This is a genomic window from Bacillus cereus group sp. BfR-BA-01380, assembly GCF_022663535.1.
In the GTDB taxonomy this organism is placed as follows: Bacteria; Bacillota; Bacilli; order Bacillales; family Bacillaceae_G; genus Bacillus_A; species Bacillus_A cereus_BB.
The window spans coordinates 39,524-54,030 of sequence record NZ_JAKUFS010000007.1 but is presented as its reverse complement, the minus strand read 5'-3'; the positions used below and the strand labels follow the sequence as shown (position 1 = coordinate 54,030).

The following is a 14,507-nucleotide window of genomic DNA, read 5'->3' as shown; positions in this document are numbered from 1 at the left end:
TGGTAGGAAATTGTCCATTATATTTTTACAACGACATTTTCTTTTCCGACTATCTCGTAAAGCGCTTGTAAACATTCCTCACTTGGATGAATGGATAAGCTACGAGGTAATTGTACCATCTTATGCTCTTTTTCATAATAAATTAGTACTTTCGCAAAACCTGAATAGTTAAACAATATTTTTGTGACATTGTTTAACAGCCTTTTTTCATACTGCGATGGTATTTTCACGTAAATAGAAGCGTCTTTCATTTCCTCGTAAGTATCCATTTTCTCTAACGAATACAATCCATTTGCAATCCATTGCAGCTTATTGTTTCGCTGTTCAATTGTCCCCTCTATTAATACAATTTCGCCTTCTTGTAATCGCTCTTTAAAATGGATATACGTTTCCGGAAATACAACTCCTTCCATTTCATGGTTTTGATCACAAAACGTGATAAACGCCATTTTTTGTAATTTTTTCGTCCGAATTACTTTTATACTTGTCAAATATACAATGGCCCGTTGCACTTTTCTTTGCTGCTTCATCGCCTCTACAAGTGTTGGGATTTCCAATTCCTTAACAAGCTTTGCATACTGTGCGGTTGGATAACTTGATAAATAAAAGCCTAACGCTTCTTTTTCCTTATTTAATTGCTGGATAAAAGATAGCTCCGCCTCTTGTGCATATTCTGACTTCGGCACAAGCTCCTCACCAATTTCCCGGGCCAAGCTCGCATATTCTAATGCACCTTTAATACTGTTACATAAGGCTGCACGCGAAACGTTAAAATCATCAAAACAACCGGCCCAAATCATTGTTTCTAAATTACGCTCTGTCACAAATTTCGCCGGCATGCGCAAACAAAACTCAAATAAATCTTGAAATGGCTTTTTATTTCTTTCTTCAATTAAAGCATTTACTGTCGCCATCCCTACATTGCGAATCGCAAGTAAACTATACCGAATCGCATTTTCCTCCACCCGAAACTCATAACTGCTCTTATGAAGAGACGGAGGTAAAACACGGAACCCTTTCCGCTTCGTTTCCCTGACATATTGCACAATCTTCTCTTCATTTCCAATTGCACTTGATAATAATGCTGTCATAAACTGAAGCGGATAATTCGCTTTTAAATAAGCAAGCTGATATCCAATCATACTATAAGCAACTGCATGACTTCTGTTGAATCCATAATTGGCAAATCGAACAATTAAATCATAAATTTGCTGGGCAGTTTCTTCATCATATCCATTTTGTAAGCACCCTTTCACGAAGTGCATGCGCTCTTCGTCTAAAATATCACGATTTTTCTTACTTACGGCGCGGCGTAATAAGTCAGCCTCGCCAAGAGAAAATCCTGCTAAACGAGAGGCAATTTGCATAATTTGTTCTTGATAAACGATAACGCCATACGTATTTTCTAAAATTGGTTTCAAATCGGGATGTAAATAATGAATGGCACGTTTCCCATGTTTGGAATCAATAAAAACGGGAATTTGCTCCATCGGTCCTGGACGATATAATGCGTTAACTGCAACAATATCTTCAAATTCATTCGGTTTTAACGAACGCAAAACATTCCGCATTCCGCTTGATTCGAGCTGAAAGATTCCTGTCGTATCTCCTCGTCCAAGCAATGAAAATGTATTTGCATCTTGAAGAGGCAATTTCCGTATATCTAAACTTGTCCCCGTTGTCTTCGCAATAAACATGCGAATATTTTCAAGCAATGTTAAATTCCGCAGACCAAGAAAGTCCATTTTTAACAGACCCAGTTCTTCTAATACTTCTGCTGGGTATTGCGTGACGTATACATCATCATGGCCGCCTTGAATGGCAACACTTTTTGTAAGCGGCTCTTCACTCATAATCACTCCGGCTGCATGAATAGACGTATGACGCGGCAAACCTTCTACACGCTTTGCAATATCAAATACCCTTTGAAAAATCAGGTTACTTTGCAGATAACTTTGCAGCGATGGCGATTCTGCGTAAGCTTCTTCTAATGTAATCCCAACTTTAGACGGAATATGTTTTGAAAAAATATCAATTTCATTTGGCGGTAGTCCCATTACTCTTGCAATATCACGAATTGCCGCTTTTGCTGCAAGTGTTCCAAACGTTACAATTTGAGCTACGCGCAGTTCTCCGTACTTATTTTTCACATAACGAATCATTTCATCGCGGCGAATATCTGGAAAATCAATATCGATATCAGGAAGTGTAACGCGCTCCGGATTTAAGAAACGTTCAAATAGTAAATTGTATTGAATCGGGTCGATGTCCGTAATTTCGAGCACATAAGATACAAGTGACCCAGCTGCCGAACCACGGCCTGGTCCTGTTAAAATACGATGCTCGTGAGCGTATTTCATAAAGTCCCATACAATAAGAAAATAATCACTAAATCCCATGCGAGAAATGGTATGCAGTTCATGATTTAAACGCAAATTATGCACATCTGTCACCGCCACATATCGCTTCTTCAAACCTTCTTCACAAAGGCGGCGCAAAAATTGATCAGATGACTCATTTGTTGGTACTGGGAACTTTGGCAATTGATTTGTATGAAACGGAATTTCTACGTGACAACGCTCAGCAATACGGAATGTATTTTGAATCGCTTCTGGCATAGAAGCAAATAACGCCTCCATTTCAGAAGCTGATTTCATATAATATTGATCAGTCTGCAAACGCGGCCTTTCCGAATCGGTCATTTTCGTTCCACTACGAACAGATAATAAACACTCCTGCACAATTGCATCGCTTTGTTTTACATAACGAATATCATTTGTCGCCACAAGTGGAATCTCAAGCTGCTTCGCAAATGGTAGAAGCTCTTCTTGAAGCAACAATTCCTCTTGAATGGCATGGTGTTGCACGCTTATATAAAAGCTGGAAAATATATGTTTATACATATTTGCTACTTCCGCAGCGGCCTCATGTTTTCCTTGCAATAAAAGCTTTTCAATTTCCCCATCTTTCCCTGGAGAAATCGCAATTAATCCCTCTGCATAATGCGCAAGCCATTTCTTTGGAATACCGTCTTTTGACTTTGTCATAATACTGCTAGAAATTTTAAGTAAATTCCGATACCCAGTTTCGTTTTCAGCCAGTAAAACAAGCGGATACGACTGATCCTCCTCTTCATTCCATATGGAAGCTGTTAAACCGATAATCGGCTGAATCCCGGCTTTTTTACAAGCTTTATAAAACGGAATCACACCATACATCACATTTTCATCTGTAATTGCTAATGCCGGAAACCCAAATTCTTTCGCTTGATGAACAAGCTCATCTATTTTACAAGCACTTTTCAATAAACTATAAACGGTTTGACATTGTAAATGCACAAACTTCACTTTTATACCCTCTCTTTATCTATTTGACTACTTCCTATTATACGTGAAATCAAAACATACTTCCCCTTCTTTGTCCATATACATAAAAAAGAAAGGAGAATGATGATGGAAGTGAACCAAAGCTTTTTCTCTCTTCTCATTACAAGCTATTTTCTTGCTCTTGGTGTTATGATTGGCGGCTCATTAATTGGTGGAATCGGTGCTTTTTTAGTAGGGAAACCACCGCTCACAATGATTACGCAATTTGCAGAGAACTTACGAATTTGGGCTCTTGTCGCTGCCATTGGCGGAACTTTTGATACATTTTATAGCTTTGAACGCAGCTTTTTTGGAGGAGATACAAAAGATATTGCGAAACAAATTCTCCTTATTTTCTTTGCCACAGGCGGCATGCAAACTGGATTCACGATTATTAAATGGATTACACAGGAGCACATATGAAAGTCCCAAGCTCGCTCTCTAATCGCTGGAAATTATTTTTAGGCGGTGCGGCTGTTGGTGGTATTTTAAGTTGGATTATTTTTTTATACATATACGGCGTGTTTCAAGAAGAACAAACTAAAACACTCGAAACACAAGAAGCACAAATAAAAAAACTAACCGAAGATTTACGTGTACTCACGGAAGATCAAAAGAAAGAAAATGAAGAAAATAAAAATATGTTAACCATTCAAGAAATTGAAATTGAAATTGTCGATTACGAGAAATATAATTTAAATTCTCTTACCGTTGAAACTTTAACGACATCAATTCGCGATGATCTCCGTCACTTACTCACCCAAAATATTCGAAGCGTCGCCAATAATAAAGAGCTACTGAAAAAGGCCATTGAAAATAAAGTATATAAATATTACGACCGTGTCTATCGATTCGAAATCGAAACAGTTTCGTTTGACACAACACTTGCAATTAGCGTCAAAATAAAACAAGAAAGGTAGAGCTCCCTCTACCTTTCTTCTTATTTACACAATTCACGTAAGTCTGCAAAAATGCGGTCTGTTTCTTCCCAAGAAAAAGCTTTTGCCCCGGACGCCATCGGATGCCCTCCGCCGTTATATCGCATCGCTAATGTATTAATAACCGGACCTTTTGAACGAAGACGAACACGAATTACATCTTCTTCCTCTAAAAATAGTACCCACGCTTTTAATCCTTCAATATTTCCAAGCGCCCCAACAACTCCTGAAGCTTGAGACGGAAGCACACCAAATTGTTCTAGTACTTCTTTTGGTAACTTAACGCACGCTGCACCTTCTGCTGTCATCGTAAAGTTTTGTAAAATGTAACCATTTAAACGAGCAATACGCTCATTTGTTTTATACATTTCATCATATAACGCGGGGAATTCAACTCCCATTCCCACAAGTTCAGATGCATAACGAAGTGTTTTAGCAGATGTACTTGGGAATAAGAACCGTCCTGTATCACCAACTATACCCGCTAAAATAAGACGTGCCGCTTCTGTTGATAACGTTAATCCTTTATCCTTACCGTATAAGTAAAATTCATAAATTAATTCACTTGTAGAACTAGATGTTGTATCTACCCAAACAATATCGCCGTATGGATCTTCATTCGGATGATGATCAATTTTAATTAACTTCTTTCCTTTTGTATAACGTTGATCGCAAACACGCTCTTGATTTGCTGTATCACAAACGATTACAAGTGCCTCTTCATACGTAGCATCATCAATTTCATCCATTACGTGTAAGTACGCTAAAGACGGTTCGTTGTATCCTACCATATAAATCTTTTTCTCTGGGAACGACTCTTGCAGCATCGTACCAAGACCGCACTGCGAACCTAATGCATCTGGATCTGGACGAACATGACGATGGATAATAATTGTATCAAATTGCTTAATTGCTCCTAAAATTTTCTCATGCATATATAAAATCTCCTTTTTGGCCAATTTATTCCTATTATAGCTCAAAACACTTCATACAGGGGGAGAATTGAATTACAATAAAGAAAGAACATACAAATAGATGGGGGATTGTGGTCATGCCAGTATTAGTCTTTTGTATTATCGTTACATTTATGTTGTATCTCTTCTACAAAACAAAATATTTTCGTACAAATCGTTCGATGGAGAAAGGATGGCTTGCAGGAAAATCAGCCATTGCCCTCGGATTATTCGTTGCCTTATTTGGTGTAAATCAATTTTTCCTAGAAATTTCAACAGCTCGTATTATCGTTGGCGTTTTATTTGCAATCGTTGGCGGAGCTAGTATTTATAACGGCATTCGCCAATATAAACATTTCTTACCGCTTGCGATTGAAGAGGCAGAACAGTTACAAAAATAATTGGAGTGAGATGAAATGAATACCTTTCTAAACGATTTTTTCAACCGGATTCAATATGAAAAACAAGAGGTAACTTTTGAAGATATTTGTACGTTGCAATCTCAATTTGCGAAGCATATACCATTTGAAAATATGAGCATTATCCAGAAGGAAAACATTGATCTTACCTTTGAAGATTTAAAAAGAAAGATTATAGACAACCGGCGCGGCGGTGTTTGCTATGAACTGAATCCTTTATTTTACTACGCTTTAAAAGAGCTAGGATTTCAAGTCCATATGATATGCGGCACTGTATTTAATGATGGAGAAATCCGACTAATTGGAACACACTTTGCAACGATTCTTCAGCATAATAGTCAGCCATACCTAATCGATGTTGGTTTCGGTTCCCATCATGCTCTGCAACCTCTTCCGTTTACAGGGAAACTAGTACATTCTTCAACAGGGGAATACCGCATTCAAAAGAAAGAAACAACTTTCGGAGAATATGCATTTGAAAAATATCAAAATGGCACTTTAGAAATTGGCTATGACTTCTTCACATCGCCAATTGATGAAACAGCTTTACAGAACGCACAACAAATCATTACCCACCATGAACAATCACCCTTTAATAAATCTCCACTTCTTGCAAAACGAACAGACGATGGTCACATTACACTGACAGACAAAACGTATACCGTAACAAAAGGAAAACAGAAATCTAAACAAACGATTGATAGGCAAACTTTTCAAGCACTTGCTTTGCGTAAATTTGGCATTGCAGTCCAATAAAAAACGTTCATTCTTTCATCAATATTCGCTGAAAGGATGAACGCTTTTCTTTTGTGATTAACGATGACGCAATTTATATATAATTCGCAACAAGGGCAGACGGTAAATTAAACAAACTTCCCTGCAAATTGAAATGTGCTTGTTCTTCTTCAAATGACATCTTTTCATATAACTCATTTTGCGTAAAACCTGTTCTTTTCATTCTTTCTTTCAAACCGGATATATAGGAATATTGAATCGGAATCATCATTAGAAAGTAAAAAAGGGCAATGCCTCCAAAAAAGATACTTGCAAATAACATAATCAATACCGTAACTTAGGGGTGATTTTTTGAAAATGAATCATTTTTAATACACGGAACGGAGAGTGGCGACTCCTGCGGGAATAGCGAGGAAAGTGAGACCCCGCAGGCTTGCCGAGGAGGCTCGCTCTCGCCCGCGGAAAGCGTCCACTCGGAGTGGAGTGTACATCTATCTATATGTCACCCCCGTCTTTTGGTGACGAACCTATTTATTTATACAAGAAAAGCTGCCCTTTCAGACAGCTTTTCCCTCTTAACGATCGATCAATTGCACCATAAGTAATGCTTTTCCAACAACATTACCTTCGTAACGTACTTCTACTTCAACCTTACCAAATTTACGTCCAATTTCTAATACTTTCGGATGGACGGATACAATGTTGTCAATTTGAACCGGTTTTACAAAGTAAATGGTTAAGTTTTCAACAATGATGTCACCTTTTTTCAGCGCGCGCAGTACACGATTGGTCGCTTCTGTCACAATTGTTGTAAATACGCCGTACGACAAAGTTCCAATCGAATTTGTCATTTGCGGAGTGACAGAAAAATGATACGCATGATCTTGTTTTGCTTCTTTCTGATTCATAAATTGATTCGTTACAATATCGTCAATCGTTTCTCCGACTTGCGGCTGACGCTGAATCATTTGGAGTGCTTGCAGCACATCTTGGCGACTAATAATCCCTTGCAATGTATTGCTATCGTCAACAACAGGAAGAAGTTCAATCCCTTCCCATACCATCATACGCGCCGCTGCTGCAACAGACATTTTTCCGTTTACAGTAATCGGCTGTTTTGTCATTACTTTTTCAATTGGTGTGTCTCTTGCTACACCAATCATATCTTTAGACGTTACAATACCTAACACTTTATTTGCTTCATCTACAATCGGATAACGACCATGCATCGTTTCTTCATTATACTTATGCCATTTTTCTACTGTATCATTTGGCTGTAAACATAGCGTTTCTTCAATTGGTGTTAAAATATCTTCAGCAAGAACAATTTCTTTTTTAATAAGCTGATCATAAATGGCACGGTTAATAAGCGTGGCTACTGTAAATGTATCATAGCTACTGGAAATAATCGGCAACTTTAACTCATCTGCTAATTTCTTCACATGCTCTTCTGTATCAAATCCACCTGTAATGAGTACAGCTGCTCCCTCTTCAAGTGCTAATTGATGTGCTTGTGTACGGTTTCCGATAATAAGTAAATTTCCGGCTTCTGTATAGCGCATCATCGCTTCTAGTTTCATTGCCCCAATTACAAATTTATTTAACGTTTTATGTAAACCTTCTCTTCCGCCAAGTACTTGACCATCAACTATGTTAACAACTTCCGCAAATGTTAGCTTTTCGATATTTTCTTTCTTTTTTTGTTCAATACGAATTGTCCCGACCCGTTCAATTGTACTTACATAGCCTTTATTTTCCGCATCTTTAATCGCACGATACGCCGTTCCTTCACTCACGCCAAGCTCTTTTGCGATTTGGCGCACAGAAATTTTATGCCCAATTGGCAAACTGTTGATATACTCCAAAATTCGGTTGTGTTTCGTAGCCAAATAATTTCACCATACTTTCTTTTCCCTAAATTCTTCATGTGTTGTATTTTTAGTATACTATATTTCCAAAACTGTTACACTGCATGTTCCTATATCTGTACTATTTTTTTTATAACAAAATGATTCTTACACTCCATTATTCACATTCTTACAAGAGTGTAATGCTATTGTCATCTCATTCGATAGTTTGTCCATCATTTCCAAGATACAATAAAGACAAGAAATCAAACAAAGGAGCGAATGAAAATGAGAAGATTCTTAGAAGTTGTAGGTGCTGTATTTTTAGCTTTGGTCGATGGAAAAAAGGTTGCAATGAAATTAAATGAGGAACCAGAACAAACATTACCAAAGACAAAAGAAACACCAAAACAAGCATATACTTTCAAGCCTGTATTACACACATAAAAAACCCTTCACTTGTCTTTTCAAATGAAGGGTTTCTTTCTTATAGCGTAATACTTTCCCCAACTTCTAACACCTTACCTGTACTACTTGTTAGTTTTTGGACAAAAAGGTGCGGATCTTGCTGGATGACTGGAAACGTATTATAGTGCATCGGCACAACAACTTTTGCTCCGATCCATTCTGCTGCTAACGCAGCATCTTCTGATCCCATTGTAAAATTATCCCCAATTGGTAAAAATGCTAAATCGATGTTATTAAGAGAACCGATTAACTTCATATCAGAAAATAAAGCGGTATCTCCCGCATGATAAATTGTTTTTTCTTCTGCGGTAAATAAAATTCCGGCTGGCATTCCTGTATATGTAATTGTCTGATTTTCTTCATCAATATAGCTAGACCCATGGAATGCTTGTGTAAATTTCACTTTACCAAAATCAAACACATGCGAACCACCGATATGCATCGGATGTGTATTCACGCCTTGCCACCCTAAAAATGTTGCTAGTTCAAATGGTGCCACAACAACTGCGTTATGTTTCTTCGCTAGTTCTATTGTATCTCCAACATGATCGCCATGACCATGAGAAAGAATAATCGTATCTACTGTTACATCTTCTACGTTTAAATCTGTTTTCGGATTTCCTGTAATAAATGGATCAATTAAAATAACCTTTCCATTTGTTTCAATCTTTACAACTGAATGCCCGTGATAAGATACTTTCATTGCTACATTCCTCCCTTATTCACATTCACACCTTTTATTCTACACGATTTCACAATTTCCTGTCTTTTCAAATATCGATTTGCTTGTCATAACACTTTCACTCGATGTAAAGTTATACATGTAATGAAAATTTCGGAGGTGCAAATCTATGAATACTAGATTAGAAAAATTAATGCAATGGCTGCAAGAACAAAATACAGAAGCTGCATTCTTAACTTCTACACCGAGCGTCTTCTATATGACGAACTTCCACTGTGAACCGCACGAAAGACTACTTGGCCTATTTGTATTCCAAGAAAAAGAACCGATGTTAATTTGTCCAAAAATGGAAGAAGGACACGCAAGAAGCGCTGGCTGGACTCATGAAATTATTGGATATACAGATACAGACAACCCATGGGATATGATTGCAAAAGCAATTGAAGCACGCGGCATCGATGCAGGTGCAGTAGCAATTGAAAAAGAACATTTAAACGTAGAACGTTACGAGCACTTATCACAATTATTCCCAAAAGCAACTTTCAGATCTGCTGAAGAAAAAGTACGCGAACTTCGCTTAATTAAAGACGAAAAAGAGCTTGCAATTTTACGCGAAGCTGCTGCGATGGCTGATTATGCAGTTGAAATTGGGGTAAATGCCATTCAAGAGAATCGCAGTGAACTTGAAGTACTTGCAACAATTGAGCATGAATTAAAGAAAAAAGGCATACATAAAATGTCCTTTGACACAATGGTACTAACAGGTGCAAACTCTGCACTTCCGCACGGCGTTCCAGGTGCAAATAAAATGCAGCGCGGCGATTTCGTTCTATTTGACTTAGGTGTTATTATCGAAGGTTATTGCTCTGATATTACACGTACAGTTGCATTTGGCGAAATTTCAGACGAACAAAAACGCATTTATGAAACTGTATTAAAAGGTCAATTAAACGCTGTTGAATCATGTAAACCAGGCGCAACATTTAGTGAAATCGACCGTGCTGCTCGTTCTGTTATCGCAGATGCTGGCTACGGCGACTTCTTCCCGCACCGCCTTGGCCACGGACTTGGCATTAGCGTTCACGAATATCCAGACGTAAAAGAAGGTAACAACTCTCCATTACGAGAAGGAATGGTCTTCACAATCGAGCCAGGTATTTACGTACCAAACGTAGGCGGCGTTCGTATTGAAGATGATGTTTACGTAACGAAAGATGGCGTAGAAATTTTAACGAAGTTCCCGAAAGAATTGCAGTTTGTAAAATAAATATCATGTAAAAAAGAAGGTGCTTTAAAAGGTACCTTCTTTTCTTTCCCTTATTTTTAATTGAAGTCGTACGAGAATGATTGATATGACGTTCATAAAAACAGCTACCGACATACAAAATCCACTCACAAATTCACTCATAGCTCCATCATAATACTGCTCTACATAGTAAGACACTCCAATTAAGAATAGGATCATATAAATGGTTACGTATATTCCTTTCATCATAACTCCCTCTCATCTATTGCTTATCAACCATCACTCCTCGAACAGCCGCTTTCACATAAGGCGCTCCTTGCAGTTGTTTGAGTGATTCTGTTGTCCCTGTTACGACTATACCGTAAATGGGTAGGTCTTTTGGAGGAATGTTTTTTACTTCTTGATAATTCTTACGATAATGGTCTCTAAATCCAATTACACTTTTATCATCTGTTAAAAGTCTCATTGAGCTAAGAAATCCTTCACTATTTCTCTTTATATCATTCTGAACATCTTCCATCTTCTTAGCATGACTACCTTCAAATCCAAATACATGGAAAGACATCTCAGCATTTAAAACTCCACCGCTTTCAGGATCAACTAATCCTACGTAAGAATCTCCTTTTTTTTCATCGTATGTATCTACCCAAAACCAAGCTGGTCGTATATCTTTCGGTAACATCTCGACAACTTGCTCCGCTGTATACACTTTATCGAAGGACAAAGCAACTTCAGCCACTTTATTTTTCATTTCTCCTATGTTCTCTAAATCATTTACATAGTTTACATATTTCATAAACGGTAAATAAAAACGCATTTCTCTTTGCATTGTTTGTATGTTATAGTCTGGCATTGGTTCAAAGTCATCTTTCTTATTTGAAACCTCTTCCTCTAAATGTGTATTACCATTATGATTCACCCGACTAACTCCCCATATAGAATACTCATATATTTCATCAATCCATTTAACTGGTTGACCAGCTATATTCTTGTATGAGCTATACATCATAGTTCCACCCGTTACTCCCATACTTAATTTCGTATGCGCATAAAACCTCATATTAGGGCCCTGAATACCATGTAATGCATACACTTCTCGGTCCATTTTTTTGAAATTTTCTTGTGTAAAATAAACAATAATACTAAAAGTCCCAGCAAGAACGATAATCGTGGTACAAATGGATATAATCCAGTTTCGTAACAAATGCTTCCGCTTCGCTTTTTTCATCAAAGCCTTCATTTGCTTATCATCCATATTTAAATCAAAATCTTTACGACTCATCTGCTTTCCTCCTATACAATTCTTTAAATTGATTTCGTGCTCTGTATAAATTTGTTTTGACCGTATCCTCTTTCATTCCTAATAAATTTGCAATTTCTTTATAGGAGAGCTCGTATTCGTACTTTAGTAATAAAATATGTTTGTAATCTTGGTTCATCGTTTCTAAAATTTCTTGTACTTCCCCTTGTAGTTCTTTCGTTAGCATGACATCTTCCAGTGATTTTTGACCAATGAGCACAGCGGATTCCAGCGCAATTGGGTTTAAGCGTTTTGTTTTTCGATATATATCGCGATGCTGATTAATAGCAACGCGAAACAGCCACGGAGTCAATCGATCTAACGGAATATCTTCCATAAGAAGCAACGCCTTATACAGCGTGTCTTGCACAATGTCTTCAGCTTCTTTTGTTTCAACGCCAAGCTTTCGTAAGTATTGATATACTGCTTTTGATTTTTCTAGTAACAGTACTTCGTATGTATCATAATTCATCACTCGCTCCTTTCTATGTAATTAACGTTTGAAAATGTAAAATGTATACAAACTTTATAAAAAATGTTCAAAAATAATAAGCACATCAATATTTGATGTGCTCTCAATCTCACTAACGCTAAACTACCTTTTCTTTTATTTTTATGTACCCTTCTTATACGTACATCGTTTATCTACATCACTGAAAAACAACTCTAACTTGTCTCCATCTCTTTTCATCCGCTGTTTTGAAGTGAAGGAATTTCCATAATCAAGAATATATGAATTTCCTTTATCCTCTTGTTTGTACGTCCCTTTATATTTGTCTTGTTCTTTCTGCACATTTGTATACATCTCTACTAAATGATAAATAACTTCCTTTTTCTTTTCCGTTTTTGTAACCGTTTCAAACTTATAATATACCGGACATTGATTTTGTTTACTTTGAGACAATTCCCATGTCCCGTCTACCCCATTCTTTCCACACGCACTTACCATAGCCGTGCATGCTACAATAAATACGAATTTAAAAAACGTCCTTCCCATTCTCTTTTCTCTCATCTTATATGTCATCCTTAATTATGAATATTATTTATTAAAATCAGTAACATAAACTCCATATTATACCACAAAAGTTTTTTCTTAATTAATAATTTCCCTAAAATTCTCTCTAAATTAGTATTTATCCCGCACTAACGGGCAGTAAGACCCCCACCTCAAGATTAAGAGAAAGCAAAGAAGATAGGCGGGGGGATAACTGCCCGTAAGAGCCCGATTGGGCGGGCTAACCATCAGTGGGGGATGAAGAAAACCCCCACTGATGGAAGTTTCGCTTTATACGAATCCATTTTAAAAATTTTCCGACATACAAGTCACTGCTATGCAGAATACAACATGACCTGTACTCGCTTTCTCCTTTTGTTTTAAACCTTGCATGTGGCAGAAAAAGGAACTGACCGCTTCTATGCACAGCCAGATGCTCTCGTCCCCCCCTTAAAAGAAAGGGTGTTTTTATATCGTTTTTTTAACTTGTATTTATACTACTTAGTTACATATTGAGTATTCGAAAGGTGAGGCCTATATATTTTCTTGTAAGATTAGAAAAATTCGTCTCATACTTAACTCTTTATATCTATTCCACAATAACTGTATCGGCCTCTAAATTTTCAAAGCAAAGATTTACCGTGCGCTTTAATGCTCTCGTTCTATGAATTGTACCAGCTGGAATTAAGATCGAATCATTTGATTTTAAAATAGCTGTCTCCTTATCTTGAAAATCAATAAGCAGCTCTCCCTCAAGTACTATAAATAACTCATCTGAATTGGAATGATAGTGCCATTCATATTCCCCTGTAAACACCGCAATCCGCAAACAATGATTATTGACATTCGATACAACAAAATTTTTATGTTGCTCTGTAATCGCTTTAGTTAATTCCAATAAATTTATCTTTTCCATCTTTATTCCCGTCCTCTAGATATTATTATTTACCCTAAAACTATCCAATTACAGTCATACAAACTTGAAAGCCTTTAAGGTAAATATCTCTCATCTTTAATCTCCACCACCGCCACAATCTCCTCCACCATCACTTGAACTACTACAATCGGTATCACTATGACTATGACTATCATTTATAAATCCACTTGAATCATAAGAAGAACCTTTTTTTCTTTTTTGACTCGTATTATTCCCTCTATCTGGCCACAGTTCTTTAAACAATAAGATATACAAAGCTATCGCTATCAATAAGGCAATAATAAATAGAAATCCTTTAAAAGAACCTGAAGATATGTCTGAATCATCTAAACTAACAAAAATGGCTATCCAAGTCACTAAATAGACAATGCCAGCTGCATCCCTAAGGAAATTTATAAATTTAAACCTAGGCTTCTTCTGTAATGAACTGTTTATTTCTTTTTTTCGATGTATATAATGGTTCCTCTTCTTTCTACTACTCTTTCTATTACTCTTTCTCCCCATTTTATTCCTCTTCCTCATCAATTAAACATATTATTACAATTTTTTCTAGTTCTATTATATCAAACTTTTTTGTTTCATTAGATAAAAAATTCAAAAAATTAAAGTCAAAATATAGATTT

Annotated in this window: 17 protein-coding genes; 6 read left to right on the top strand and 11 right to left on the bottom strand. The window is 36.9% G+C overall.

What is annotated here, in order from left to right; translation table 11 throughout:
- Positions 1-17 precede the first annotated feature (17 nt).
- Positions 18-3,347 (bottom strand): DNA polymerase III subunit alpha, encoded by a 3,330-nt coding sequence (dnaE, locus tag MR076_RS08650; RefSeq protein WP_242219690.1) that lies wholly within the window; start codon positions 3,345-3,347, stop codon positions 18-20.
- Positions 3,348-3,446: 99 nt separating this feature from the next.
- Here dnaE and ytrH point away from each other — a divergent pair, with 99 nt between their 5' ends.
- Both ytrH and ytrI read left to right on the top strand, forming a co-directional pair.
- Complete coding sequence (ytrH, locus tag MR076_RS08645) at positions 3,447-3,788, top strand: sporulation membrane protein YtrH (RefSeq protein WP_242219688.1); 342 nt, start codon at positions 3,447-3,449, stop codon at positions 3,786-3,788.
- Positions 3,785-4,285: a sporulation membrane protein YtrI gene (gene ytrI / locus MR076_RS08640; RefSeq protein WP_242219687.1), complete on the top strand. Its 501-nt coding sequence runs from the start codon at positions 3,785-3,787 to the stop codon at positions 4,283-4,285. The genes ytrH and ytrI overlap by 4 nt, the downstream gene beginning before the upstream one ends.
- 20 nt (positions 4,286-4,305) lie before the next feature.
- Here ytrI and MR076_RS08635 read toward each other — a convergent pair whose 3' ends face one another.
- Positions 4,306-5,238: a DHH family phosphoesterase gene (locus MR076_RS08635; RefSeq protein WP_242219685.1), complete on the bottom strand. Its 933-nt coding sequence runs from the start codon at positions 5,236-5,238 to the stop codon at positions 4,306-4,308.
- A gap of 116 nt (positions 5,239-5,354) precedes the next feature.
- Between MR076_RS08635 and MR076_RS08630 the strand changes: the two genes are divergently transcribed.
- Positions 5,355-5,657: a YtpI family protein gene (locus MR076_RS08630; protein WP_242219683.1), complete on the top strand. Its 303-nt coding sequence runs from the start codon at positions 5,355-5,357 to the stop codon at positions 5,655-5,657.
- A 15-nt stretch (positions 5,658-5,672) separates the two neighbouring features.
- Entirely contained in the window at positions 5,673-6,431 is a 759-nt protein-coding gene (locus MR076_RS08625; RefSeq protein WP_242219681.1) for an arylamine N-acetyltransferase family protein, read from the top strand.
- 73 nt (positions 6,432-6,504) lie between these two features.
- On the opposite strand, the gene MR076_RS08620 is transcribed toward MR076_RS08625, so the two are convergent.
- Positions 6,505-6,732 carry a DUF3949 domain-containing protein gene (locus MR076_RS08620; RefSeq protein WP_242219679.1) on the bottom strand — a complete coding sequence of 76 codons (228 nt, stop codon included), beginning with the start codon at positions 6,730-6,732 and terminating at the stop codon, positions 6,505-6,507.
- Positions 6,733-6,985: 253 nt separating this feature from the next.
- Positions 6,986-8,299: a DRTGG domain-containing protein gene (locus tag MR076_RS08615; RefSeq protein WP_242219677.1), complete on the bottom strand. Its 1,314-nt coding sequence runs from the start codon at positions 8,297-8,299 to the stop codon at positions 6,986-6,988.
- Positions 8,300-8,545: 246 nt separating this feature from the next.
- Here MR076_RS08615 and MR076_RS08610 point away from each other — a divergent pair, with 246 nt between their 5' ends.
- Positions 8,546-8,704, top strand: coding sequence for a hypothetical protein (locus MR076_RS08610; protein ID WP_242219675.1), 159 nt, complete (start codon positions 8,546-8,548; stop codon positions 8,702-8,704).
- 40 nt (positions 8,705-8,744) lie between these two features.
- Here MR076_RS08610 and MR076_RS08605 read toward each other — a convergent pair whose 3' ends face one another.
- The gene (locus MR076_RS08605; RefSeq protein WP_242219673.1) at positions 8,745-9,428 is read right to left on the bottom strand and encodes a metal-dependent hydrolase; all 684 of its coding nucleotides are present in this window, start codon (positions 9,426-9,428) and stop codon (positions 8,745-8,747) included.
- A 148-nt stretch (positions 9,429-9,576) separates the two neighbouring features.
- Here MR076_RS08605 and pepQ point away from each other — a divergent pair, with 148 nt between their 5' ends.
- Entirely contained in the window at positions 9,577-10,674 is a 1,098-nt protein-coding gene (pepQ, locus tag MR076_RS08600; protein ID WP_242219671.1) for a Xaa-Pro dipeptidase, read from the top strand.
- A 24-nt stretch (positions 10,675-10,698) separates the two neighbouring features.
- On the opposite strand, the gene MR076_RS08595 is transcribed toward pepQ, so the two are convergent.
- The 6 genes from MR076_RS08595 to MR076_RS08570 all read right to left on the bottom strand — a co-directional run bounded on the left by MR076_RS08595 (position 10,699) and on the right by MR076_RS08570 (position 14,388).
- The gene (locus tag MR076_RS08595; protein ID WP_242219669.1) at positions 10,699-10,902 is read right to left on the bottom strand and encodes a hypothetical protein; all 204 of its coding nucleotides are present in this window, start codon (positions 10,900-10,902) and stop codon (positions 10,699-10,701) included.
- A 13-nt stretch (positions 10,903-10,915) separates the two neighbouring features.
- Complete coding sequence (locus tag MR076_RS08590; protein WP_242219667.1) at positions 10,916-11,935, bottom strand: anti-sigma factor; 1,020 nt, start codon at positions 11,933-11,935, stop codon at positions 10,916-10,918.
- The gene (locus MR076_RS08585; protein ID WP_242219665.1) at positions 11,925-12,425 is read right to left on the bottom strand and encodes an RNA polymerase sigma factor; all 501 of its coding nucleotides are present in this window, start codon (positions 12,423-12,425) and stop codon (positions 11,925-11,927) included. Before MR076_RS08585 ends, MR076_RS08590 begins: the two co-directional genes overlap by 11 nt.
- 141 nt (positions 12,426-12,566) lie before the next feature.
- A complete protein-coding gene (locus MR076_RS08580; RefSeq protein WP_242219663.1) occupies positions 12,567-12,965 on the bottom strand; it encodes a hypothetical protein in 399 nt (132 codons plus the stop codon).
- A 571-nt stretch (positions 12,966-13,536) separates the two neighbouring features.
- On the bottom strand, positions 13,537-13,863 hold the full coding sequence (locus MR076_RS08575) for a cupin domain-containing protein (protein WP_242219661.1): 327 nt from the start codon (positions 13,861-13,863) through the stop codon (positions 13,537-13,539).
- Positions 13,864-13,959: 96 nt separating this feature from the next.
- Positions 13,960-14,388 carry a hypothetical protein gene (locus tag MR076_RS08570; protein WP_242219659.1) on the bottom strand — a complete coding sequence of 143 codons (429 nt, stop codon included), beginning with the start codon at positions 14,386-14,388 and terminating at the stop codon, positions 13,960-13,962.
- Positions 14,389-14,507 lie beyond the last annotated feature (119 nt).

Coding starts and splice junctions, on each gene's coding strand:
- MR076_RS08610 (WP_242219675.1), top strand. CDS start 8,546: ATGAGAAGATTCTTAGAAGTTGTAGGTGCTGTATTTTTAGCTTTGGTC.
- ytrI (WP_242219687.1), top strand. CDS start 3,785: ATGAAAGTCCCAAGCTCGCTCTCTAATCGCTGGAAATTATTTTTAGGC.
- MR076_RS08580 (WP_242219663.1), bottom strand. CDS start 12,965: ATGAGAGAAAAGAGAATGGGAAGGACGTTTTTTAAATTCGTATTTATT.
- MR076_RS08635 (WP_242219685.1), bottom strand. CDS start 5,238: ATGCATGAGAAAATTTTAGGAGCAATTAAGCAATTTGATACAATTATT.
- MR076_RS08570 (WP_242219659.1), bottom strand. CDS start 14,388: ATGGGGAGAAAGAGTAATAGAAAGAGTAGTAGAAAGAAGAGGAACCAT.
- MR076_RS08585 (WP_242219665.1), bottom strand. CDS start 12,425: ATGAATTATGATACATACGAAGTACTGTTACTAGAAAAATCAAAAGCA.
- MR076_RS08595 (WP_242219669.1), bottom strand. CDS start 10,902: ATGATGAAAGGAATATACGTAACCATTTATATGATCCTATTCTTAATT.
- ytrH (WP_242219688.1), top strand. CDS start 3,447: ATGATGATGGAAGTGAACCAAAGCTTTTTCTCTCTTCTCATTACAAGC.
- pepQ (WP_242219671.1), top strand. CDS start 9,577: ATGAATACTAGATTAGAAAAATTAATGCAATGGCTGCAAGAACAAAAT.
- MR076_RS08630 (WP_242219683.1), top strand. CDS start 5,355: ATGCCAGTATTAGTCTTTTGTATTATCGTTACATTTATGTTGTATCTC.
- MR076_RS08625 (WP_242219681.1), top strand. CDS start 5,673: ATGAATACCTTTCTAAACGATTTTTTCAACCGGATTCAATATGAAAAA.
- MR076_RS08575 (WP_242219661.1), bottom strand. CDS start 13,863: ATGGAAAAGATAAATTTATTGGAATTAACTAAAGCGATTACAGAGCAA.
- MR076_RS08620 (WP_242219679.1), bottom strand. CDS start 6,732: ATGTTATTTGCAAGTATCTTTTTTGGAGGCATTGCCCTTTTTTACTTT.
- MR076_RS08605 (WP_242219673.1), bottom strand. CDS start 9,428: ATGAAAGTATCTTATCACGGGCATTCAGTTGTAAAGATTGAAACAAAT.
- MR076_RS08590 (WP_242219667.1), bottom strand. CDS start 11,935: ATGAGTCGTAAAGATTTTGATTTAAATATGGATGATAAGCAAATGAAG.